General features: G+C 73.5%; 17 protein-coding genes and 1 pseudogene. 10 read left to right on the top strand and 8 right to left on the bottom strand.

Translation table 11 applies throughout. The features are described 5' to 3' along the window. The first annotated feature begins 7 nt into the window (after positions 1-7). The gene (locus tag QQM67_RS10845) at positions 8-1,759 is read left to right on the top strand and encodes a bifunctional 3'-5' exonuclease/DNA polymerase (RefSeq protein WP_314173482.1); all 1,752 of its coding nucleotides are present in this window, start codon (positions 8-10) and stop codon (positions 1,757-1,759) included. A 139-nt stretch (positions 1,760-1,898) separates the two neighbouring features. On the opposite strand, the gene QQM67_RS10840 is transcribed toward QQM67_RS10845, so the two are convergent. The 3 genes from QQM67_RS10840 to QQM67_RS10830 form a co-directional block, all read right to left on the bottom strand. Beyond that, positions 1,899-2,312, bottom strand: a complete 414-nt coding sequence (locus tag QQM67_RS10840) for an HIT family protein (protein ID WP_314173481.1) — start codon at positions 2,310-2,312, stop codon at positions 1,899-1,901. A gap of 66 nt (positions 2,313-2,378) precedes the next feature. After that, a complete protein-coding gene (locus tag QQM67_RS10835) occupies positions 2,379-5,765 on the bottom strand; it encodes an amidohydrolase family protein (protein WP_314173480.1) in 3,387 nt (1,128 codons plus the stop codon). An 895-nt stretch (positions 5,766-6,660) separates the two neighbouring features. Next, the gene (locus tag QQM67_RS10830) at positions 6,661-7,581 is read right to left on the bottom strand and encodes a LysR family transcriptional regulator (protein ID WP_314173479.1); all 921 of its coding nucleotides are present in this window, start codon (positions 7,579-7,581) and stop codon (positions 6,661-6,663) included. Between the two features lie 112 nt (positions 7,582-7,693). On the opposite strand from QQM67_RS10830, the gene QQM67_RS10825 reads away from it, so the two are divergent. Together QQM67_RS10825 and QQM67_RS10820 are read left to right on the top strand one after the other, a co-directional pair. Further along, positions 7,694-8,659 (top strand): aldo/keto reductase, encoded by a 966-nt coding sequence (locus QQM67_RS10825; RefSeq protein ID WP_314173478.1) that lies wholly within the window; start codon positions 7,694-7,696, stop codon positions 8,657-8,659. A 226-nt stretch (positions 8,660-8,885) separates the two neighbouring features. After that, positions 8,886-9,854, top strand: a complete 969-nt coding sequence (locus QQM67_RS10820; RefSeq protein ID WP_314173765.1) for an aldo/keto reductase — start codon at positions 8,886-8,888, stop codon at positions 9,852-9,854. 131 nt (positions 9,855-9,985) lie between these two features. Here the strand turns inward: QQM67_RS10820 and QQM67_RS10815 are convergent, their stop codons facing one another. Further along, positions 9,986-10,771: an aldo/keto reductase gene (locus tag QQM67_RS10815; RefSeq protein ID WP_399066366.1), complete on the bottom strand. Its 786-nt coding sequence runs from the start codon at positions 10,769-10,771 to the stop codon at positions 9,986-9,988. 209 nt (positions 10,772-10,980) lie between these two features. Beyond that, positions 10,981-11,895 (bottom strand): TIGR03619 family F420-dependent LLM class oxidoreductase, encoded by a 915-nt coding sequence (locus tag QQM67_RS10810; RefSeq protein WP_314173476.1) that lies wholly within the window; start codon positions 11,893-11,895, stop codon positions 10,981-10,983. A 318-nt stretch (positions 11,896-12,213) separates the two neighbouring features. On the opposite strand from QQM67_RS10810, the gene QQM67_RS10805 reads away from it, so the two are divergent. Both QQM67_RS10805 and QQM67_RS10800 read left to right on the top strand, forming a co-directional pair. Beyond that, positions 12,214-12,777, top strand: coding sequence for a TetR/AcrR family transcriptional regulator (locus QQM67_RS10805; RefSeq protein WP_314173475.1), 564 nt, complete (start codon positions 12,214-12,216; stop codon positions 12,775-12,777). A 299-nt stretch (positions 12,778-13,076) separates the two neighbouring features. Next, a complete protein-coding gene (locus tag QQM67_RS10800; protein ID WP_314173474.1) occupies positions 13,077-14,966 on the top strand; it encodes a propionyl-CoA synthetase in 1,890 nt (629 codons plus the stop codon). 95 nt (positions 14,967-15,061) lie between these two features. Here the strand turns inward: QQM67_RS10800 and QQM67_RS10795 are convergent, their stop codons facing one another. Then, positions 15,062-15,289: a DUF5133 domain-containing protein gene (locus QQM67_RS10795; protein WP_314173473.1), complete on the bottom strand. Its 228-nt coding sequence runs from the start codon at positions 15,287-15,289 to the stop codon at positions 15,062-15,064. Between the two features lie 373 nt (positions 15,290-15,662). Here QQM67_RS10795 and QQM67_RS10790 point away from each other — a divergent pair, with 373 nt between their 5' ends. Next, a complete protein-coding gene (locus tag QQM67_RS10790) occupies positions 15,663-16,769 on the top strand; it encodes a PP2C family protein-serine/threonine phosphatase (RefSeq protein ID WP_314173472.1) in 1,107 nt (368 codons plus the stop codon). A gap of 37 nt (positions 16,770-16,806) precedes the next feature. Here the strand turns inward: QQM67_RS10790 and QQM67_RS10785 are convergent, their stop codons facing one another. Next, complete coding sequence (locus tag QQM67_RS10785; protein WP_314173471.1) at positions 16,807-17,643, bottom strand: endonuclease/exonuclease/phosphatase family protein; 837 nt, start codon at positions 17,641-17,643, stop codon at positions 16,807-16,809. A 121-nt stretch (positions 17,644-17,764) separates the two neighbouring features. Then, positions 17,765-18,160, bottom strand: a complete 396-nt coding sequence (locus QQM67_RS10780) for a hypothetical protein (RefSeq protein ID WP_314173470.1) — start codon at positions 18,158-18,160, stop codon at positions 17,765-17,767. Between the two features lie 234 nt (positions 18,161-18,394). Between QQM67_RS10780 and QQM67_RS10775 the strand changes: the two are divergent. The 4 genes and pseudogenes from QQM67_RS10775 to QQM67_RS10760 all read left to right on the top strand — a co-directional run. After that, positions 18,395-20,497: pseudogene (locus tag QQM67_RS10775) on the top strand (penicillin acylase family protein); the annotation flags it as partial. Continuing rightward, positions 20,464-20,856, top strand: coding sequence for a penicillin acylase family protein (locus QQM67_RS10770; protein ID WP_314173469.1), 393 nt, complete (start codon positions 20,464-20,466; stop codon positions 20,854-20,856). The pseudogene QQM67_RS10775 and the gene QQM67_RS10770, both read left to right, overlap by 34 nt. Positions 20,857-20,954: 98 nt before the next feature. Then, positions 20,955-22,535, top strand: coding sequence for an FAD-dependent monooxygenase (locus QQM67_RS10765; RefSeq protein ID WP_314173468.1), 1,581 nt, complete (start codon positions 20,955-20,957; stop codon positions 22,533-22,535). Positions 22,536-22,593: 58 nt separating this feature from the next. Next, positions 22,594-23,244: a TetR/AcrR family transcriptional regulator gene (locus QQM67_RS10760; RefSeq protein WP_314173467.1), complete on the top strand. Its 651-nt coding sequence runs from the start codon at positions 22,594-22,596 to the stop codon at positions 23,242-23,244. The last annotated feature ends 115 nt before the right edge of the window (positions 23,245-23,359 follow it).

The following is a 23,359-nucleotide window of genomic DNA, read 5'->3' as shown; positions in this document are numbered from 1 at the left end:
CACGCACATGACGGGTGACCCGGTCACGGCGGTGCGGTGGGCGCTCGCGGAGCGCGACGACGGGCGTGCCCAGGTCTGCCCGCTGGACGCGCGCGGAAGGCCGGCCGGTCCCGTCCGTACGGAGGAGTCGGCGGTCGCCGCGGTGCGTTCCCGGCCCGGCGTGGGCCGTTGGGTGTGGCGGGCGAGCGCCTCGCTGCATCCCCGGCTGCTGGAGGCGGGCGTCGGGGTGGAGCGCTGTTACGACGTGGAGACGGCGGAGGCGCTGCTGCTGGGGCACGAGGGCCGGGCAGGCGACCCCCGCTCACTGCCGGCGGCGTGGGCGAGGCTGCACGGTCTGCCCGTGCCGCAGGACCTTCCCGCCGCGTCGCGGGGAGCGGAGGCGGAGCCGTCGCTGTTCGACGCGGCCCCCGCTCCGCTGCCCGACGGGGTCGACCCGATGACGGCGCTGCTGGAGGTGTACGCGGCGCAGCTGGAGCGTACGGAGGCCGCCGAACACCCGGAGCGCATGCGGCTGTTGCTGGCCGGAGAGTCGGCGGGGACGCTCGTCGCGGTCGAGATGGGGCGCGCGGGCGTGCCCTGGCGCGCCGACGTACACCGCGAGCTGCTGGAGGAGCTGCTCGGCGAGCGGTACGGGGGCGGGGGCGTGCCGAAGCGCCTCGCCGAGCTGGAGGAGGAGATCTCCGCGGCGTTCGGGCCGGGCGCGCGGGTGCGGCCCGATCTGCCGGCGGACGTGCTGCGGGCCTTCGCGCGTGCGGGGCTGAAGCTGTCCTCGACGAGGGCGTGGGAGCTGCGGCGCGTCGACCATCCGGCGGTCGAGCCGCTGCTGCGCTACAAGAAGCTGTACCGGCTCTGGACGGCGCACGGCTGGTCGTGGCTGCGCTCGTGGGTGCGGGACGGGCGCTTCCGCGCCGAGTACGTGCCGGGCGGCGCCGCGTCGGGCCGCTGGACCACCAACGGCGGTGGTGCGCTTCAGATTCCGAAGGTGGTGCGGCGGGCGGTCGTCGCCGATCCGGGCTGGCGGCTGGTCGTGGCGGACGCGGGGCAGATGGAGCCGCGGGTGCTCGCCGCCGTATCGCGCGATCCGGGGCTGATGGCGGTGGCGGGCAGCGGTGAGGATCTGTACACGCTGCTGTCGCAGCGGGCGTTCGGCGGTGACCGGGCCCAGGCCAAGCTGGCGCTGCTCGGGGCAATCTACGGGCAGACCAGCGGTGACGGGCTGCGGAATCTGGCGGCGCTGCGCCGCCGCTTCCCCCGCGCGATCGCGTACGTGGACGAGGCGGCAAGGGCGGGCGAGGAGGGGCGGCTGGTGCGCACGCATCTGGGCCGCACCTGCCCGCCCGCCGGAGCCGCCTCGGAAGAGGACGGCGGGGGCACCGGCCCGGAGGCCGAGGGAGCGTGGGAGGGCGGCGGCGAGACGCCGCCCGCGCCGCCGCCCGCGGGGTCGGGCGCGAGCGCGAGCGCCGGTGCGGCGCGGGCGCGAGGGCGCTTCACACGGAACTTCGTGGTCCAGGGCAGCGCGGCCGACTGGGCGGTGCTGATGCTGGCCTCGCTCCGCCAGGAGCTGGCGGGCTCGGCGGCGGAGCTGGTCTTCTTCCAGCACGACGAGGTCATCGTGCACTGCCCCGCGGAGGACGCCGAGCGGGTCGCGGCGGCGATCGTGGAGGCGGGAGAGCGGGCGGGGCGTGCGGCGTTCGGCGATACGCCGGTGCGGTTCGCGTTCAGCACCGCCGTCGTGGAGTGCTACGCGGACGCCAAGTGAGCACGGGGCAGGGGTTGACCGGGCCGAGCGGGTTGACCGGATTGACTGGGACGAGCGGGTTCAGTGGCTGGCCTGGTTCAGTGGCTGGCCAGCCTCGTCCGGCCGCTGCGACGCCGTCTGCTCCTGGGCTCCGCCGGTTTCATCCGGCCAGCGCGGAGCGCAGCCTGGCGGCGACCGCCCGGGCCTCCTCCTCGCTGCCGTAGCGGCTGCGCGGCCAGAAGAAGCCGCGCAGCCCGTCCTTGGGGTTGCGGGGGACGACGTGCACATGGAAGTGCGGCACGGACTGGCTGATCCGGTTGTTCGCGGCGACGAACGAACCCGCCGCCTCCATCGCGGACTCCACGGCGCCGGTGATGCGCTGCACCCGGGTGAAGAACGGCCCGACGGTCGCGGCGGGCAGGTCGGTCAGCGTCTCGTGATGCTCGCGCGGGACGACGAGTGTGTGCCCGGGGAAGAGCGGACGCGCGTCGAGGAAGGCCACCACGCTCTCGTCCTCGAAGACACGGTGGCTCTCGCGGCGGCCGTCGACGATGTCGCAGAAGATGCACTCCACTCCCCCAGTCAACAGCCTCCGCCGCGCCCGCGGGAGGAGCCGGGCGACGGCGAGGGCGGTGCGCGCTCAGGCGCCCATGTCGCAGCAGCCCTCCCGGCGCAGGTGGCGGCTCACGTGCCGCCAGCCTGCCGAGGAGCCGGCGGCCGCGGTGCCGGCTCCGCCCGCGGTGTCCCCGGAGCCCGCGGTGTGCGCCCCCGACTCGGGGAAGGCGCCGGTCAGTTCGGAGGCCTCGAAGAGTTCACCGCCCCGCAGCACCGACACCGTCCGTACGAGGTCGTCGAAGTCGGTGAAGGGGTCGCCGTCGACGAGCGTGAGGTCGGCGAGCTTGCCCTCCTCGACCGTTCCGAGGTCCTTCTCGGCGCCGAAGACGCGCGCGGGCATCACCGTCGCCGTGCGCAATGCCGCCGCCGGGGACAGACCGCCCCGGTGCAGCGCGCGCAGCGCCAGATGCAGATGGAGGCCGACCGGTACGAGCGGCTGGTCGGTGCCGAGCGCGATGAGGCCGCCGCCGTCCAGCACTCGCCGGTAGATCGCCGTCTCCCGTGCCAGCGTGGCCAGTTGGGCGCCCGTCGGCGGTGTGCCCGCGAGCTCTTCGACGGCACCGGTGTCCCATGGCGGCATGAGCCGCGTCACCCGCGGATCGTCCGCGAGGGACGGGTCGGCGCCCAGCAGCGGCGCGGCCGTGAACGGAGTCGCGATGAGGTGGAAGCCGGCTCCCTGTGCGGTGTAGATCTCCTCGACGTCCTGGTAGGCGCGTCCGGTGGCGCTGGTCGCCCGCCCGGACTCCAGGCGCTGCGTGGCCTGGAGATGGGTGGTCAGGTCGCCGCCGAGCTGTATGCCGGGTGTGCACAGGTGGCTGCCGGAGCGCACGCCGAGCCTCTCGTGCGCGAAGCGGGCCGCTTCCGCCATGATCCAGCCGGGTGCGCGTACGTACGTCTTGACGAAGTCCCAGTCGAGCCCTTCGGCGCGCTCCAGCGAGCGGCGCAGGCCGTCCCGGGTGCGGTGTGCGCGGCCCATGCTGTAGGCGACGCGCGCCCCGTCGAGGAGTTCGCCGGTCGCGAGCAGCCGCGGACCGGCGAGGGCGCCGCCGGCGACGGCCTCGCGGATGCGGGCCTGTTCGTAGGCGAAGCCGCCGAGGGAGACGGCCGTCGTGATGCCGTACGCGAGTTGCGTGGCGGTCTGGCGCGCGCCGTAGGTGCTCTGCCAGGGGTGCGTGTGGGAGTCCCACAAGCCCGGCACCACCGTCAGGTGCGACGCGTCGACGCGGCGGGCCGCCGAACGCCCCGGGCGGTGCGGTGAGACGGCGCGGATGCGGCCGCCCCGCACCACGATGTCGACGTCCTCGCGGACCTCTTCGCCCGTGCCGTCCCAGAGCCTTCCGGCACGGACGACGGTGTCGCGGGCCCGCGGCGGGCGGTGGCCGAGCCGGACGGGCACGGTGCGCACGGCGCCGCTGTGCACGTCGAGCAGCCGCAGCCTGCCCGCGGACAGATACAGCAGTGTGCGCGAATCGGCCGCCCACGAGGGGTGGTCGGCGCTCTCGTCGGTGATGCGGCGCGGCTCGCCGCGGGGCGTGCCGTCGGGGCGGACGGGCAGCAGCCACAGCGCGGACTCGCTGACGACGGCGAGGTGCGTGCCGTCGGGCGACCAGACGGGGCCGCTGTCGTAGCGGTCGGAGATCGAGGCGTGCGGAGCGAGGACGTACAGCCGGTCCTCGCCGCTGGTGGCGTCGACGATCCGGACGACGTTGTAGCCCTCGCGGAAGCGCTGGTTGAGGCGGTTGCGGTCGCACAGCGCCAGGTACCGGCCGTCGGGCGACCAGCTCGGTCTGCCCGGCAGCCCCGCGGCGCCCAGCGGCTCGGCCAGGACGCGTTCGGCCTCGTCGCCGGGCTTCGCGGGGGACGCGCCGCCGCGCAGATCGCGTACGACGAGATTGCCCGTCATGTCGAGGGCCGCGAGGCGGTCCCCGTCCGGGGCGAGCACGGGGAAGACGCGGCCGCCGGGGGCGAGCACGGTGTCCTCGCCGGTGCGCAGGTCGCGCCGGTGGACGCCGAGGAGACCGTCACGGTCGTCGGAGTACACGAGGCCGTGCCCGTCGGGCGTCCAGGTGGGCGCGAGCGGATAGCGGGTGGGGCTGCCCGCGACGACCTTACGCGGCCCACCGCGGCCCGAAGTCTGCGCGACCCAGAGGGAGTTCAGCGCCGCGAAGGCCACCTGCCGGCCGTCGGGCGAGAGCGCGGGCAGGTGCAGGGCGCGCACGGGGCGGCTGCCGCCGCCCGGCGCGAAACCGTAGTCCTTGACCGGGTATCGGGGCCGCTCGACGGGCAACGAGGCGGCGAGCGGGATGTGTTCGGCGTCCTTCGGTGCGGCGGTCCGCACGACGCTGAACCTGCCGTCGACGGTGAGGAGCAGTTCCCCGGCCGAGATCCAGCGCGGCGGCACGGGGAGCACCTCGCCGTCCACGGCGAGCTCTTCGCCGTCGACCATCAGCGTGCAGGAGGCGGCGGGCGCGGGTGTGGTGCGCAGATGCGCGAGCCTGCCCGCGGGCGAGACGGCGGGGGTCATCACGTCGGCCTCGGCGCTTCCGGTGTGCTCCGTACGCACCGGTCCCCTGCCGTCGGACGGTACCGACGCGATCGTGCGGCTGCGCAGCACCGGCCCGTTCTCACCCTCGGCGGGGGCGCCGCGCACGAACAGCACGCGCTTGCCGTCGGGCGACCAGGCGGGGTCGAAGTCCTCCCAGGCGCCGTCCTGTTGGGGCCCGTCCTGGCCGGGCAGGCCCGTCAGCCTGGTGAGTTCGTCGGTGCGGAGATCGAGCACCCAGATGCGGTACGGACTGCCCTTGACCGCGTCGCCGCCGCGCTCGGAGGAGAAGGCGATGCGCGTGCCGTCGGGGGACCATGCGGGGCCGCGGTCGTCCCAGGGGCCGTCGGTGCGCTGCCGGAGTCCGGACCCGTCGGGTCGCAGCGTCCACACGTGGAAACCGCCGCCCCGGTAGGCGCAGACGGCCAGTTGTTTGCCGTCGGGTGAGAACTCCGGGCGGGTGGGCTCGAGTTCTGGGTCGGTCAGCGGTACGGCGCGTCCGCCGCCGCGCGGCAGGGACCACAGGACGTTCTGGACCTCGGCGACGAGCCTGTCGCCGCCGGGGGCGAGGGTCGCGGCGCCGTTGGTGGCCGCGGTGAAGGAGAGCGTGACGCGGGAGGCCCCGCCCGCCGTCGCATCGGCGGGCGGGGCGATGACCGGTGCGGTGGCGGCTGCGCCAGCGGGCCCGGCGACGGTTACGGCGCCGGCTGTGGCCGCGCCAGCGGCGGCCGTGGTGAGGAAGCGGCGCCGGGAGAGACGCGCGGCGCGCGAGAGCGGATGCCGCCGGGCGGCGGGCGGGCCGGGCTCGGGCCCGTCCGCCGCCCCGGTCGCGGGATCGGCGGCGGCGTCCGGTCTGTCGGTGGGGGTCATCGGCCCTCCCGGGCACGGTCCTGGGCGAAGCGCAGTGGTCAGGGGCGAGCATACGTCCCTGCTTACGCCGGATCACCCGGGTTTCCGACCCCGGGCACCGGCCCAACACGGCACGTATGCAGGGGCGTCGGGGCGCGACGGGCGCGCGGAGGCGCGCCCAAAGAGCACGCTCCGGGCACGCGACGGTGCGGGCCGTCTCTCAAACGGGCGGGCCTGTCCCGCTGCGCGTCGCCGTTCCGGCCAACCGGCCCACGTGCATAGGGCAGTTGGGGCAACGGCGGACGCGCGGAGGCGCGCCCCAAGGAGCACGCTTCGGGCACGCGGCGGTGCGCGCCGTCTCCGCGCGGGCCTGTCCCGCTCCGCATCGCCATACCGAGCAACCGGCCACGTGCATAGGGCAGTTGGGACGCCGCCGCCTGGGCGAGAGGCAGGCGGCACAGGCGCGCGGCGGTGCGCGCCGCGCCTCACGCGGGTGGGCCGTTCCGCGGCATCGCCATTCGGGCACCGGCACGGCCCAACATGGCACGTACGTACGGTCGTTGGGGCGCCGCCCACGTTGCGTGGCGGGGCGCGTGGCAGCGGGCGCCACGTCTCACGCCGACGGGCCCTCCCCTCCGCGTCGCCATACCGGGCACGGTCACCGGCCCAACGCGGCACATACGTACGCCCATTGAGACTCCACCGAGTGACGCGACGGGCGCGCGGAGGCGTGCCCGGAAAGGCGCGCGAGCGCGGCAGGACCGCTCGGTGGGCCGGGTCATCCCCTCCGCCTCGCCCAATCCGAGCACGGGCAACCCCGCCCAACACAGCACGTACGTGCGGCCATTGGGGAACCGTCCAGGTTGCGCAGAGGCGCCTGCGCCCCCGGCGGGCGGGCGGCGGAGGGCGCCGCGTCTCACGCGCGCCGGCCGTCCCCCTCCGCGTCGTCGTCATCCGCCGGCAGGTCCAGCAAGGAGCAGAGCTTCCGGGCGGCGGGGCTCGCGGCGTCCCCATGTGGGCGGGCGAGGGAGACCTTCCAGATCGGCTGTGGTCCTTCCGTCAGCGGCACGGCGCACACGCCCGCCGCCTGCGGCTTGCGCGCGAAGTGCCGGGGGACGACGGCCACTCCGAGGCCCTGCTCCACCAGCTCGATGAGGCTGTGCACGTCGTTGACCTCCAGCGCGACCTGCCGCTCCACACCGGCGGCGGCGAAGGCCCGGTCGGTGAGCTGCCGTACGCCCCAGTCGGGCTGGAAGTCCACCAGCGCCTCGCCCTTCAGCTCCGCCCAGCGTGCCGCCTCTCCCCCGGCGAGCGCGTGCCCGGGGTGGCAGAGCAGCACGAGCGGCTCCTCGGCGATCGGCGTGAGGCGCACGCCCTGCGGCGGCGGGCCGCACAGAGCGACGAAGGCGAGGTCGAGCCTGCCCGCACCGACGTCCTCGGCCAGCCTGGCCGAACCCGCCTGCCGCAGGCGGATCTCCACCTGCGGGTGCTCGGCCCGGAACCGGGCCAGCAGCTGCGGCACATGGACGCCCGCGATGCACTGTTCCGTACCGACCGACAGGGTGCCGCGCAGCAGCCCCTGTGCCGCGGCCACCGCCTCCTTGGCGGCGCGCACGCTCGCGAGGGTCCGGGTCGCCTCGGCGAGCAGCGCCCTGCCGGGGCCGGTCAGCTCGACGCTGCGGGTGGTGCGTACGAACAGCTTCGCGCCCAGCTCCCGCTCCAGCGCGCGCACGGACGCCGAGAGCCCGGACTGCGAGACGAGAAGCCGCTCGGCGGCGCGGGTGAAGTGCCGTTCCTCGGCGACGGTGACGAAGTATTCGAGGTGCCGTAGTTCCACGATTGAGAAGACTAGCTGCTCAATCCGTTCGCTTTCTTCTATTGGACGCACGGCTTGGGGCGGGCGAGGCTGGAGAGGTCCACGCCCGACCGCCGCGAGGAGGAGCGAACGCATGCGGACCACCACACTCGGAGTCACCGGCCTTCAGGTCTCCCGTGTCGCCTTCGGCACCTGGCAACTGGGCGGCGACTGGGGCCCGTTCGACGAGGACGCCGCGATCGCCGCCGTCCGGCGTGCCCGGGAGCTGGGCGTCGACTTCTTCGACACGGCGCAGGCCTACGGCTTCGGCGCCTCGGAACGGCTGCTGGGCCGGGCGCTCCGCTCCGATCTGGTCCGCGACCGCGACAGCGTGGTCATCGCCACCAAGGGCGGCGTACAGCCGGACGGCGGGGGACGCGACGCCTCCGCCGCGTTCCTGCGGGAGGGCGTGGAGCAGAGCCTGCGTGCCCTGGACGTGGAGACCATCGACCTTTACCAGGTGCACTGGCCGGATCCGAAGACGCCGGCCGCCGAGACGGCCGGCGCGCTCCAGGAGATGGTCGACGAGGGCAAGCTGCGCCATGTCGGCGTCTCCAACTACGACGCCGAGCAGATGGCCGAGTTCGCGGCCGTACGACCCGTTGAGACGCTTCAGCCGCCGTACCACCTCTTCCGGCGCGGCATCGAGGCGGAGATCCTGCCGTACGCGCGTGAGCACGGCATCGGCGTCCTCGCCTACAGCCCGCTCGCCAGCGGTCTGCTCACCGGCCGGTTCGACGAGAACACCCGCTTCGACGAGGACGACTGGCGCAGCAAGGCCACGGCGTTCACGGGCGACGCGCTGCGGCAGAACCTCGAAGTGGTGCGCCGCCTCTCGGAGTTCGCGCGGGCACGCGGGCACAGCGTCAGCGAGATCGCGATCGCGTGGGTGCTGGCGCACGTGGACGTGGCGCTGGTGGGCGCGCGCAGCACCTCCAGCATCGAATCGAGCGCCGCTGCCGCGGACATCACCCTCAGCGACGACGAGGTCGCCGAGATCGAGCGCATCGCGTCGGACGGCGTCCAGATCGAGGGCGCCAGCCCCGAGGGCGTCGCCTGAACCGGCTCCGCCCGTACGTCCTTTCCCGTGCCGGGTCCGGACCGATCGGGCCGCCGGCACTACCGGCCACCGCCAACCGGCCAGTGACGAGCGGCCATTGACGACCGGCCGTTGACGACCGATCGCCGATCGACCGTCACCCGTCGACCGGTCACCGACCACATCACGCAGCAAGCACCGAGGAGACTCCCCCGTGTACCGAGCCGACGCCGGCCGCTACGAGACGATGCCCTACCGCCGTACGGGCCGCAGCGGCCTCCACCTCCCCGCGATATCGCTGGGCCTGTGGCACAACTTCGGCACGGACCGCCCGCTGGAGCGCCAGCAGGCCATCGTCCGCCGCGCCTTCGACCTGGGCGTCACCCACTTCGACCTCGCCAACAACTACGGGCCTCCGCCCGGCGCCGCGGAGACCGCCTTCGGCCGCATCGTCCACCAGGACCTGCGCCCGTACCGGGACGAGATCGTCGTCTCCACCAAGGCGGGGCACCTCATGTGGCCCGGCCCGTACGGAGAATGGGGCTCGCGCAAGAGCCTCCTCGCCTCCCTCGACCAGAGCCTCGGGCGTCTGGGCCTGGAGTACGTCGACATCTTCTACTCCCACCGGCCCGACCCCGAGACGCCGCTGGAGGAGACGATGGGGGCGCTGCACACCGCGGTGCAGCAGGGCAAGGCGCTCTACGCCGGTGTCTCCAACTACTCGCCGGAGCAGACCCGTCAGGCCGCCCGCATCCTGGGCGAGCTGGGCACACCGCTCCTCATCCACCAGCCGCGCTACTCGATGCTCGACCGTCAGCCGGAGGAGGGCCTGCTGGAGACGCTGGGCGAACTCGGCGCCGGCTCCATCGTCTTCTCGCCCCTGGCGCAGGGCCTGCTCTCGGACCGCTATCTCGACGGCGTGCCCGAGGGGTCCCGTGCCGCCGGAGCGAGCCCGTTCCTCAGCAGCGACCAGATCACCGCGGAGACCGTCGCGATGCTGCGAGGGCTGAACGAACTCGCGCGGGAGCGAGGGCAGTCGCTCGCGCAGATGGCCCTCGCCTGGGTGCTGCGCGACGGCGTCACCTCGGCGCTCGTGGGCGCGAGCAGCCCAGAGCAGCTGGCTGACAGCGTCGCCGCGAGCGAGCGCCTCGGCTTCGGGGACGACGAACTGGCGCGCATCGAGGAGCTGTTGGCGCAGGGCCCGGCCCTTCGCTGACCGGGGGCGACGGCCGTCGCCCGCGGCGGCTTCCTCCGTCCGCGGGCGACTCCGCCCGGCAGCGGGCCAGTCCAGCAGGCCAGTTCAACGGGTCAGTTCAACGTGTCGGTTCAACGGGCCGGTTCAGACGATCAGTTCAAGGTGTCGGGGTCCGGCCCGACGCGTGCACCCGTCTCCAGCGCCTCGACGGCGGCCAGGTCCTCCGCGTCCAGCTCGAAGCCGAAGGCGTCCAGATTCTCGCGGATACGCGCCGGGTTCACCGACTTCGGGATGACGATGTTGCCCAGCTGGAGGTGCCAGCGCAGCACCACCTGCGCGGGGGTCCTGCCGTGCTTCTCGGCGATGCCGATGACCGCCGGGTCCTCGAGCACGCCGTTGCCGCGGCCGAGCGGCGACCAGGCCTCGGTCGCGATGCCGAGACCGGCGTCGAAGGAGCGCAACTCCGCCTGCTGGAGGCGGGGATGAAGCTCGATCTGGTTGACGGCGGGGACGATGGAGCTCTCCTCCGTCAGCCGGCGCAGATGCGCGGGCTGGAAGTTGGAGACGCCGATCGCCCTGGCCCGTCCCTCGCCGTGGATCTTCTCCAGGGCCCGCCACGTCTCGACGTACAGATCACGCGCCGGAAGCGGCCAGTGGATGAGATACAGATCGACGTAGTCCAGGGCCAGTTTCTCCAGTGACGTGTCGAAGGCCCGCAGGGCGGCGTCGTAACCCTGGTCGGTGTTCCACAGCTTGGTGGTCACGAAGAGCTCGTCGCGCGGGATGCCCGACGCGGCGAGCGCGCGGCCGGTGCCGGCCTCGTTCCGGTAGAGGGCCGCCGTGTCGATGCTGCGGTAGCCCGCTTCCAGCGCGGAGGCGACCACGCTCTGGGTCTCGTCCTCCGGCACCTGGTAGACGCCGAAGCCCAGCTGCGGCATGCGGATTCCGTTGTTGAGGGTGACTTCCGGGAGTGTGCTCACGTGGCGTGCCTCAGTTCCTCGGTTCCTGGGGTTTCGTGGATTCCTGGATTCCTGGGTCCTTGCGGTTCCTGGGTCCTGCGGTTCCTGGGTCCGGCGTGACGGGGTGTCGCGGCCCCTTGCCCGCACCACTCTACGGAATATGACGTTCCGTTCAGCTGTCGAGCGGCTCACCGTGCCGGGTGGTGAAGCTCGCCGCCGATCACATGCTCCGCGAGGGTCTCCAGCAGCCGCTCGTCCTCTTTCTGCGGTCGCATCGAGGCCGGTTCACCGCGGTAGGTGTCGAAGAGGACGTGCGCCGCGCCCAGTTCCGCGAGGCCCTCCAGGTCGCGCCGGACCTGGTCGAGCGTCCCCTGACCCGCCGGCCGCGTCTCCTCGGGCAGCGGCGAATCCGCGAGCCTCAGCGGCAGCCGCGGAGCGAACTGCGGTACGGGCCTGCCCTCCTCCTCCGCGATGCGGTGCAGCGCGGGAAGCCCCTCGTCCCGGTAGAAGCGCATGGTCTGGTTGAGCGGATGCCAGGCGTCGCCATACCGCACGGCGCGGCGCAGCGCGGCCCTGCTGCCGCCGCCGACCCACACCGGGGGCACGCGAACCGGCAGCGGACCCGTGGCGACGTCGTCGAAGGAGGCGAACTCCCCGTGGTGGGAGATCCTCTCGTGCCGCCAGGCCCTGGTGACGACGTCCAGATACTCGTCGGTGATCGCTCCGCGGCGGCGATGCTCGACCCCGAGCGAGCGGTACTCGCTCGCGCTCCAGCTCACCCCGACTCCGACGATGAGCCTCCCGCCGCTGAACCTGTCGATGTTCGCGGCCATCCGGGCGGTCAGGAGGGGATGGCGGAAGGGCAGCACGGTCACCGTGGTGCCCAGTTCGATCCGCTCGGTCTGCCCTGCGAGCCAGGCCAGCGTCGTGAACGGGTCGTAGAACGGGGCCTCGTACTGCTCGGCGACCTCCGGCGTGACCGCGACGTGGTCGGAGATCATCGCGAAGTGGAAGCCCCGCTCCTCGGCGTACCGCGCCCAGCGGAGCAGGGTGTCCGGAGCCGTGCCCGCACCGAAGTTGAGGATGTTGACGCCGTATCGCACTTCGCTCTCCGTCCCCCGCCCGTGCGGGCGCGATCGTTCACGGCACTCGCGTGACGCCCTGCTGCCGTCCCGCGTCCACGGTAACGATCAGGCTGCGGCGCGGCGGAGGGACGGACGCCGGGGGACGCTGAGGCGCCCGGGGTCGCGGCCGGGCATGCGGTACCGCTCCGCGGCAGTCCGGCCAGGCGCGCCCCCCTGCGGCTTTCCGGGACGCTCACCCGGCGCGCGCCCGCCTGGCCGGACGGATTGAGAACGACCGTTCTCCGCCGAGGAGGCTACAGTGCGGAGCGGTGGTTCTCAAGTGGTGAGGAGGGCAGCATGGATACCGAAGTCCCTGCGGACACACGCGTGTTGGACGCGGCGGACGCCCTCTTCTACGCCCACGGCGTGCAGGCCGTCGGCATCGACCGCATACGGGACGCCTCCGGCGTCTCCCTCAAGCGCCTTTATCAGTGCTTCCCGTCGAAGGGCGCCATCGTGGAGGCCTATCTGCGCCGCCGCGACCAGCTCTCACGCACCGCGCTGGAGGAGCACATCGCTCACTACGCCACGCCCAGGGAGCAACTGCTCGGAATGTTCGAGTGGTTGCACGCGTGGTTCCTCCAACCCGGCTTCCGCGGCTGCGCGTTCAACAACGCCTTCGGCGAACTCGGGCCCGGCTCGGCGGCGGTCGCCGAGGTCGTGCGTACGCACAAGGCCGCGCTGCGGGCGCGCATCCGAAGCCTCGTCGAGGCCTCCGGCGTCGTCGATCCGGAGCCCGTGACGGGGCAGATCGTCGTCCTGTTCGACGGGGCGATCACGGTCGCCACCGTCGCCGGCACACCCGACGCGGCCCTCCAGGCCCGCGACGCCGCACGCGTCCTCCTCGCCGCCTGCGACTGACCACACCACGGCGGCGGGCACAACACGGCACCAGGTCCACGCAGCAGGTCCGCCGCGCACGGACGCTGACGGACGCGGTGGACGGACGCGAAGGACCGGGGCGGCACCCATGACGCGGGCCGCCGCGAGGCTGACCCGCCGCGTGCCCGGGCCGTATCGTCTCCGTACCCGCCGGTCGGTGAGACGTCCGGCACCCCGCGCGGCGGCGGCCATGGTCCCGTCCCGGCTGGGCACGCTCACCGGCGGAAGACGACGCACAAGCGGGCGGACCCGGCAGGACCGCCCGGAAGGAGGCCAGGGTGGGCGAGTACGAGAAGATCTTCCGTGCCAGCGTCGCGGACCGTGAGGGGTTCTGGCTGGCGGCTGCCGGCGCACTGGACTGGCACAAGGCGCCGACGAAGGCGCTGGACGATGCGCGGCCTCCCTTCTACCGCTGGTTCCCCGACGGCGAGCTCAACGTCTGCCACAACGCGCTGGACCGGCACTGCCAGGCGGGCCGCGGAGACCAGGCCGCGCTGGTCTACGACTCCCCCGTCACGGGCGTGAAGGAGACCTACACCTACGACCGGCTGCGCGACGAGGTCGCCGTATTCGCGGGCGTGCTGCGGGACTTGGGCGTCTCGGCGGGCGACCGGGTCGTCATCTACATGCCGATGGTGCCCGAGGCCGCCGTCGCGATGCTGGCTTGCGCGCGGCTGGGCGCCGTCCACTCGGTGGTGTTCGGCGGGTTCGCCGCGAAGGAGCTCGCGGTGCGGATCGACGACGCCTCCCCCACCGTCGTCGTCTCCGCGTCCTGCGGCATCGAGGGGTCACGCGTCATCGAGTACAAGCCGCTGCTGGACCAGGCGATCGAGCTGGCCTCCCACAAGCCGGCGCGCCAGGTGATCCTCCAACGCCCGCAGGCCGAGGCGGCGATGGGCGCCACGGACGTGGACTGGGCGTCCGCGTGTGCCGCCGCCTCGCCCGCCGGCCCCGTGACCGTGCGCTCCACCGACCCGCTCTACGTCCTCTACACCTCCGGAACCACCGGCAAGCCCAAGGGAGTCGTGCGCGACAGCGGCGGCTATGCGACCGCCCTGGCCTGGAGCATGACCAACGTCTACGACGTCGGGCCCGGGCAGGCCCTCTTCACCGCTTCCGACGTCGGCTGGGTCGTCGGGCACTCCTACATCGTCTACGCCCCGCTGCTCGCCGGGGCGACGACGGTGCTCTACGAGGGCAAGCCCGTCGGCACGCCCGACGCGGGGCAGTTCTGGCGCGTGGCGTCCGAGTACGGCGTGCGCTCGATGTTCACCGCCCCGACGGCCTTCCGGGCGCTGAAGAAGGAGGACCCGGAGGGCGAACTCGCCCGCCGGTACGACCTGTCGTCGCTGAAGTACCTGTTCCTCGCCGGGGAACGGCTCGATCCCGAAACCTACCGCTGGGCCTCGCAGTTGCTGGGCATCCCCGTCATCGACCACTGGTGGCAGACGGAGACCGGCTGGCCCATCGTCGCGAACCCCGCGGGGATCGAGCTGCTGCCGGTCAAGCCCGGGTCGCCGACGAAGCCGCTTCCCGGCTGGGACATCCAGGTCCTCGACCCCGGCGGCGAGCCGGTGCCGCCGGGCACCAACGGCGCGATCGTCGCGAAGCTGCCGATGCCGCCGGGCGCGCTGCCGACGCTGTGGAACGACGACGAGCGGTTCGTGTCGTCGTACATGTCCGCCTTCGACGGCTACTACCTCACCGGCGACGGCGGCTACTTGGACGAGGACGGCTATCTCTTCGTCATGGGCCGCACCGACGACGTCATCAACGTCGCCGGGCACCGCCTGTCCACCGGCGGGATGGAAGAGGTGCTCGCCGGTCATCCGGACGTCGCGGAGTGCGCCGTCATCGGAGTCGCCGACGAGATGAAGGGGCAGGTTCCGCGCGGCTTCGTGGTGCTCAAGTCCGGCGTGGACTCCACGGCGGAGGGCTATGAGGAACGGCTGCGCGGGGAGCTGGTGCAGCTGGTGCGGGACCAGGTCGGCGCCGTGGCGTCCCTCAAGGACGTCGCGGTCGTGGCCGCGCTCCCGAAGACCAGGTCGGGGAAGATCCTGCGCAAGTCGATGCGGAGCATCGCCGACGGTACGGACGAGCCCGTGCCGAGCACGATCGACGACCCGGCCGTGCTCGACGCGCTCCGCCCCACGCTGCGGAACCGGTAGCCCGGACGGAGGCCGACACCCGGGGGCGCGGCGGAAGGCGCCGCGGGCCCGTCGCCCGGAGCGGCCGACCGGGCCGGAGCCGCCGGAGCGGCCGCTCAGCGGGCGAGGGCCGAGTCGTCGTCCGGCTGGGCACCGGGCAGGTGGTAGCGGGCGGCGATGACGGCCGCGTCGACGTCGCTCGTCCCGGTGGAGATGCAGAGCGTGTAGGCGAGGTCGTCGAGCCGCTGCTGGGCCGCGGGATCGCCGTCCTCCGCGTGGAGTTCGCGGAGGGTCTCGTACTGCGCGAGCGTCTTCGTCAGGACGGCGGGGTGTGCCATGAGCATGGAAGCGCTCCTTCTCTGGGCCTGCGGGCGGACCTGACGCGGAAGAAGCACCGGGCCGGACGGCGGCAGTTCGCACACCGGGGGCCGGAGGCGGCCGACTTCCGCGGATGTGCCTGCTGTCCGAAGCACTCGGTCACTCCGGTGACCCCGTCGGCGAGGCTCAAACCCCGTGCCGCGGACGGAATTCGGCGTGCGGGGCGGGCGGGGGGCGCGGCCGACCGGGCACCGGCGTGTGAAGCTGCACCGCATGGCCACAGCACGCTTGGTCCGGACGGCAGCGGGCAGGCGGCCCCTCCGGGCCGGCGCCCCCGTGCGTACGTACGTCCAGGTGGCCCGCTCTGCGCCGCGGAGCCCGCGGGGGTAAGGAGTAGGTATGTCGCAGCGGTCCGTCGGCCCCCTGAGCCCGTCCATTCCGGCGAGCCATTGGATGCTGGCCATCCCGGTGGCCTGGATCGTCATCGTCGTCGTGGCCGATGTGACGGCACCGCCGTTCATCCACCTCGGACCGCTGCTGGTCGCCGCCCCCGCGATCACCGCCTCCTTCGCCGGGCCGCGGATGACCGGACTGATCGCCCTCCTCGCCGTCGCCGCCCAGTCGCTGATCGCCGTACTGCGCGACAAGGACGAGCTGATCTCGGCGAACCACCAGGCCCAGATCGCCGCCCTGGTCCTCGTGGGGGTGTCCCTGGTCGTCTTCTGCGTGGTGCAGGAGCGCCGCGCGAGGGAGCTGACTCAGGTCAGGCGTGTGGCCGAGACGGCGCAGCAGCTGGTCCTGCGGCCCCTTCCGGAGAGGGTCGGCCCGCTTCGGATGGCCTCGCTGTATCTGGCCGCGGAGGCCGAGGCCCGGATCGGCGGCGATCTGTACGCGGCCGCGCGTACGGGCTCCAGCACCCGCCTGCTGATCGGGGACGTACGGGGAAAGGGCATGTCCGCCGTGGGGGACGCGGCGCTCCTCATCGGAGCCTTCCGTGCGGCCGTGCACGAGCGGACGGCCATGGCCCAGATGGCCGCTCTCCTCGACGAGAGCGTGACCTGGAACCTGGGCGATCCCGCCAGGGCGGAGGGCGCGCAGGAGACGTTCATCACCGCGTCGCTTCTCGACATCTCCGACGAGGACAGCGGATGCGACCTCGTCGTCTGCGGGCATCCGCCGCCGCTGCTGCTGCGCAAGGGGCACGTCACCACCGTCGAGGGGCACCGGCCCGCCCCGCCGCTGGGGCTCGGCAAGCTGGCGCACACGGGCTACCACGTCGACGGGTTCGAACTCGAGGCCGGAGACCTGCTGTTGCTGTACACGGACGGCATCACGGAGGCCCGCGACCGGTCCGGGCGCTTCTATCCGCTCGCGGAGCGCATAGAGGGGTGGACGGTCTCCGGCCCGGACGCCCTGCTTCAGCGGCTGGCGCACGACTTGCGACACCACGTGGGCGGACCGCTGAACGACGACGCCGCGGTGATCGCGGTGGAGCGACTGCCCTGAGGCACTGCCACCGTCCCTGACGCCCGGCAGCCGGGCGTCAGGCGCCGTCCGGGAGCGCGAGGGTGGCCTGAACGGGAAAGTGGTCGCTGGGGTACTCGCCGCCGAGCGCGAAGGTGTTGATCTTGGCGGAGGTCGTACGGACTCCGGGCGAGGTGAGGATCCAGTCGATGCGCCGGCCGCCCTTGGAGGGCCCGGCATAGTCGTGCCAGGTGGCGTACTCCTCGCCGCGCGCCTCGGGCGGGGCGGCGGTCCAGCTGTCGGTCAGCCCTCCGTCCGTCAGCAGCGTCGCGTAGACGCCGCCCTCCTTGCTGACCGCCGGCACGTTGAAGTCGCCCGTGACGACGCACGGCAGGCCGGGGTCGAAGGGCGGCAGCGGATCCCGGGGGCGGTGCATCTGCTGGACGAGCAGCCGGGCGCCCGCGAGGCGGGCCTTTCCGCTCACGTTGTCCAGGTGCGTGTTGAGGACGTAGAACTCACGGCCGGTGCCGGTCTCCCGGAAGCGCGCCCATGTGACCATCCGGGGCGAGCCCGCGCCGGGCCACTTCGCCCCGATGTCGTGCGGGCTCTCGGCGATCCAGAAGTGCTCGTACTCGACGGGGGTGAGACGGCCGGTGTCGTAGAAGAGCGCCATGAACTCGCCGCGACTGCCGCCCTCGCGGCCCGTCCCGATCCAGTCGTACGACCTGCCGGGCTGCTGGATGTCGGCGTGCACGTCGCTGAGCTGCCGGTACAGCCCCTCCTGGGTGGCGATGACGTCGGGCGCCTCCTGCTTCAGGAGGGCAGCCACCGCGGGGCGGCGGCGGCTCCAGGAGTGCGGGGCGCCGTCGTCGTAGTCGGCGTAGCGCAGGTTGAAGGTCATCACGTGCAGATCCACGGCACTTCCCTATCACCACTTCACGGGATCGTTCCGTGCGTGCTCCGGAGAGCACAGACATGACGGGACCGGGGCACCGGCTGGACCGTCGCCCCGACCCTGGAGCACGGGGACGGGGACCTCAGGAGCCCGGACGGCCCCGCCCTCCGGCGTGACGTCCGCGGGCGCACAGTCCCCACACGGACAGGGCTCCCCAGCCGACCGACACGGCGACGGCCTTGGCACGCGCGCGGCGCGGAAGCGTCGAGCCCAGAAGGAGCGCGTCGCCGAAGTCCGAGGCGATGCGTACGAGCGCTGCGGTGCGCAGCGCGGGGCCCTCCGGGGCGCACACCATCGCGAGCCCGCCGGCCACGTCGCGCCATACCAGCGGGCGCAGGGAGATCCGTGTCGCCTCCCCCGCTCGTCCGTCCTCGCCGGTCAACCCCGAGGGCCGCGCCAGGAGTTCGGGGGCGGCGGTCACCGCGAGCCCGTACAGGGCGGTGGCCGCACCGACCCAGCGCAATGTCTTTACGTGCACTGTGCTTCGCCTCGCGTTCTCTGGTCTCCCGCTCTCGTCTCCGGCGGGCGCCGCAAGCGCCGCCCGCGTCCGCGGGCCGGGTACCCCGCCGTGGCGAGGGGAGACGCCCTCGCGCAGCCCGCGGGCGCCCTCCCCGGGTACCGGGCACGGAGCGGGTGTGGAGCGAGCGCACGGAGTGTGGCGTCATGGGCAGTGGCGAGGTGAAGGACGCACAGCGCGGGAGGGGCTCGAAACGTGCCGGACGACACTCAGGAACCACCGACCGTCTTCGCGGTGCCCGGGCTCTCCGCGCCCGTGGAGATCCGCGTCGACCGGTGGGGCGTGCCCCATCTGTACGCGTCCTCGCGTGCGGACCTCTTCCTCGCCCAGGGCTTCAACGCCGCCCGGGACCGGCTCTTCCAGATCGACCTGTGGCGGCGCCGCGGCCTGGGGCTTCTCTCCGAGGTGTTGGGCGAGCGCTGCCTTCAACACGACCGCGCCGCACGGCTGTTCCTCTACCGGGGTGCGATGGAGGACGAGTGGCAGGCCTACGGTCCGGACGTGGAGCCTGCGGCGCGCGCGTTCACCGCGGGCGTCAACGCCTACGTCGAGCTGTGCCGGCGCCAACCGGACCTGCTGCCGCCGGAGTTCGCCCTGCTCGGCTACGAGCCCGCGCTGTGGGACCCGTCCGATGTGGCCCGCATCCGCAGCCACGGGCTCTACTACAACCTCGGCGAGGAGGTCGCGCGGGCGCTGACGCTGCGCGACTTCGGGCCGGAGGCGGAGGATCTGCGCCGGGTGCGCGAGCCGGCACCGCACCGGCTGCGGGTGCCGGACGGGCTGGACCTCTCCGTGATCCCCGACGACGTACTGCACGTGTACCGGCTGGCGACCGTACCGCCGTGGGCACCGCAGTCCGGACCGCAGGCGGCGTCCCGTGCGGGGCTCGACGGCAGCAACAACTGGGTGCTGGCGCCCTCACGCACGGCCACGGGACGCCCGCTGCTCGCCAACGATCCGCACCGTGCGCTCACGCTGCCGTCGCTGCGCTATCTCGTGCATCTCTCCGCGCCGGGCCTCGACGTCGTCGGAGGGGGCGAGCCGGCCCTGCCGGGCGTCTCCATCGGGCACAACGGGCGGATCGCGTTCGGGCTGACGATCTTCCCCATCGACCAGGAGGACCTGTACGTCTACCGGACCGACCCGGACGATCCCACCCGGTACCGGTACGGCGACGGCTGGGAGTCCATGGTCAGGGTGACCGAGACCGTTCCGCTCGCCGGCGGCGAAGAGGCCGAAGTGGAGCTGTGGTTCACCCGTCACGGGCCCGTCGTCCGCAGCCTTCCCGAACGCGACGCGGCGTTCGCCGTGCGGGCGGCCTGGCTGGAGCCGGGCATGGCTCCCTACCTGGGCAGCATGAACTACATGGGGGCGCGGACGCCCGACGAGTTCACGGCCGCCATGCGGCGCTGGGGCTCGCCGGGCGAGAACCAGGTGTACGCGGCCGACGACGGCACCATCGGCTGGTGTCCGGCGGGCCGGGTGCCCGCGCGTCCGGACTGGGACGGATCGCTTCCCGTGCCGGGCGACGGCCGCCACGAGTGGGCCGGCAGCCGCCCGCCGGGCACCCTGCCCTCGGCGCGCGACCCTCGGTCCGGCTGGCTCGCCACGGCCAACGAGATGAACCTGCCGCCCGGTTACCCCAACGCCGAACACACGGTCACCTACGACTGGTACGCGCCCTACCGGTACCGGCGCATCGCCGAGGAGCTGGAGAGCCGTCACGACTGGACCGCCGCGGAGTGCCTGCGGCTCCAGACCGACCAGATCAGCCTGCCGGCGCGCGCCGTACTGCGCCTGCTGAACGGGGAGCAGGACGGCGGCGGCGATCACGGACTCGGACTCGGGCCCCTTCTCGGCGCCGGTCTCGGCGCCGGTCTCGGCGCGGGTGCGGACACGGCCGACGCGGCGCGCACCGCGAAGGCCCTGGAGATGCTGCGCGGCTGGGACGCCCGGCTGGCCCCGGACTCGTCGGCGGCGGCCCTCTACGAGATCTGGTTCCGGCGCCATCTGCGACCGGCCCTGCTCCGGGCCGCACTTCGGCGCCTCGTGCCCCCGGAGCAGATCCCGCGGGCGCTCGCCCGGATCATGCCCCCCGAGGACGCCTCCGCGGACGCTCGCGTGGATCTGGAGCTGCTGCTCACTCCGGGCGAACGGCTGGGCCCCGAACCCGCGCGCACGCTGCGCCGCATCGTCCACGACACCCTCGCCGCCGCCTTCGCCGAAACGGAAGATCTGCTCGGTGAGGACCCCGGCAGCTGGCAGTGGGGGGCTCTCCACCACAGCCTCCTGCGCCATCCGCTGGCCGAGTCCGTACGGGAGCGGACGGGAGGCGAACCGGAGTGGATGACGGTGGGCCCGGCGGCCCGGCGGCCCGGGGCGGCAGCGGCGACACGGTCGGCGCGGCCCCGTACGCCTCCGCCTTCCGGCAGAGCGGCGGCGCCACCTTCCGGCTCGTCGTGGACGTCGGGTCCTGGGACGAGTCCCTGGCCATGAACTCCCCCGGCCAGTCCGGTGATCCGGGCAGCCGCCACTACCGCGACCTGTTCGGCGCCTGGGCGGGCGACGCCGCCTTCCCTCTTCTCTACAGCCGCTCCGCGGTCGAGGCGGCCACGGAGCAAATCGTCACGCTGGAGCCCGCAGCGGACGGTGCGTAGCGCTGCGAACAAGTCCCGCCTCCCGGCCCGTTGGCGGGCACCCTCTTGTCGTTTACGTTAGCGAGTAACAAAAGTTATCCGCTAACACGGAGGCCCGCATGGACGGTCCCACAGTCCTCGTGGCAGGCGCCGGGCCGACCGGGCTCGCGCTGGCCTGCGGCCTCCGCGCCGCCGGAACGTCCGTCCGCGTCGTCGACGCCGCGAAGGAGCCCGCGCGCACCTCGCGGGCGCTCGGGCTCCAGCCCCGGGGCTCCGAAGTCCTCGACCGCCTGGGCGCGTTGGAGGACCTGCCGCGCAGCTCGATCCCCATCAGGCAGGTGATCGCCCATGTCGACGGCCGCCCCGTCGCACGGCTGAAGCTCGGCCGCCCCACGAAGCTGGTGACCCGGCCAGGTCTGCTCATCTCGCAGGCGGAGGTGGAGGCCCGGCTCCGGAACCGGCTGTCGCAGCTGGGCGTCGAGGTCGAGTGGGGCCGGGAGTTGACGTCCGCGGAGCAGGACGCGGACGGCGTCACGGCCACGCTCAACGGGGACGTGACCAGCGGGACAACCGGCGAGATCGCGGACGGGAACACTGGTGAGCCGATCCGTGCGGACTGGCTCGTGGGATGCGACGGGGCGCACAGCCGCGTGCGGCGAGCGGCCGGGATCGGCTTCCCCGGAGTACCGGTCGTCGAGCGCTTCCTCCTCGCGGACGTACGGGCCCAGCTCCCGTTCCCGCGGGACGCGGCCTCCGTGTGGCTGCGGGGCGAGCAGATGTGCGGTGTCTTCCCGCTGCCGGGAGACACCTGGCGCGTGATGGCTCCGGCCGCCGCCGGCACCGGCGCCGACCTCGGCCCGGAGGAGCTGCTCGGGGTGCTCGCCGGGGCGCTGCGGGAGATGGCGGGGCTGGAGTCCGTGCCGGTCCGGGAGACGCTGTGGACCTCCACGTTCCGCATTCACCGGCGGCTGGCCTCCACGTACCGGCAAGGGCGGATGCTCCTGGCCGGGGACGCGGCCCACATCCACAGCCCGCTGGGCGGGCAGGGCCTCAACACCGGGCTGGGCGACGCGGAGAACCTGGCCTGGAAGCTCGCCCTCGTGGCCTCGGGACGGGCCGGGGACGGGCTGCTGGAGACGTACGAGGCCGAACGCCGCCCCGTCGCACGGGAGGTGGTGGAGTCCACCAGCGCACTGACCCGGGTGGTGACCGGGCAGAACGCACCCGCCAGGGCCCTGAGGGACCACGTTCTCGTGCCTCTGCTGAACCGGCCCCTCGTGCAGCGGCTCGTCTGGGAGGAGGCGTCCCAGCTGAAGATCGGCTACCGGGGCGGGCCGCTCGCCCGCCGCTCACCGCGCACATGGACGACGCGCGGCCCGCACCCCGGCGACCGGGTCCCCGATCTGGAGTGCACGACCGGCGACGGCCGCGGCACCCGCCTGCACGCGGAGCTGGGATCCCGCTGGGCGCTGCTCCTGCCCCGCGGCGCGGAAGGGGGCTGCGCCGAGCTCGCCCGCCGGCGGCTGGGAGGCGCGGAACGTGTCAGCGTCCTCACCCCGGCAGGCCGCAGCCCCGGCGGCGCTTCCGCCCCGCACGCGCTGCTCGTCCGGCCCGACGCCCATCTGGCCTGGCGCGGCACTTCCCCGGACGCGCTGGCCGCATGGCTGACGAGCGCGCTGGTCGGCGGCCATGTCCGGTGACGACGCCCGGCCGCCTCGCGGAAGCGCACCGGGCCCGGACCCCGCTGACGGCGCGGCCGTGAGTCCGTCCCCCGGCAGCTCCTCCGGCTCCTCTCCCGCGCAGGGACAGGGCCTGCGTGAGCGCAAGAAGGCGCAGACCCGCCGGACCATCCAGGAGCACGCCCTGCGGCTGTTCCTCAGCCAGGGCTACGAGAAGACCACCGTCGCGGACATCGCCAGGGCCGCAGGCGTCTCCCACATGACCTTCTTCCGCAACTTCCCCACCAAGGAGTCCGTCGTCGAATCGGACGACTACGACCCGCTGATCGCCCGGCTCATCCGGGAGCGGCCGGCGGACGAGGACGTCGTCACCGCTCTCCACCGGGCGCTGGCCGAGGGCCTGGCCGCCGTGTACGAGGCGGACAGAGAGGCACTGCTCGTACGCACACGGCTCGTACTGACGACGCCCGCGCTGCGCGCCCGCGTATGGGAGAACCAGCACGCCACAGAGCGGCTGTTCACCGACGCGCTGACGGCGCGGCGGCCGTCGGAGGACCCCCTGCGGGTCCGCGTCCTGGCGGCGGCCTCACTGGCCGCCATGACCACGGCCCTCACTGTCTGGGTGGACCGCGCTGGAGACGAGCATCTGCCGGACCTCGTCGACGCGGCGTTCGAAGCGCTGCGCACGCCGCGGCCCGATGGACCGCAACGCGACGGAGACGACCGGTAGTTCGGCCTGCCGGACGTGCCGCCGCTCTCCCCGGCGCACTCCACGGCGCACTCCACGGCGCGCTCCTCGGCGCACTGCGCGGCGGGCCTCCGCGCCGCCCGCTCCGCCGGACTGA

Origin of the sequence: Streptomyces winkii, from assembly GCF_032248595.1 — a bacterium.
Lineage (GTDB): Bacteria > Actinomycetota > Actinomycetes > Streptomycetales > Streptomycetaceae > Streptomyces > Streptomyces winkii.
The sequence above is the reverse complement of the archived record's forward strand: the minus strand, read 5'-3'. Positions and strand labels throughout refer to the sequence as shown.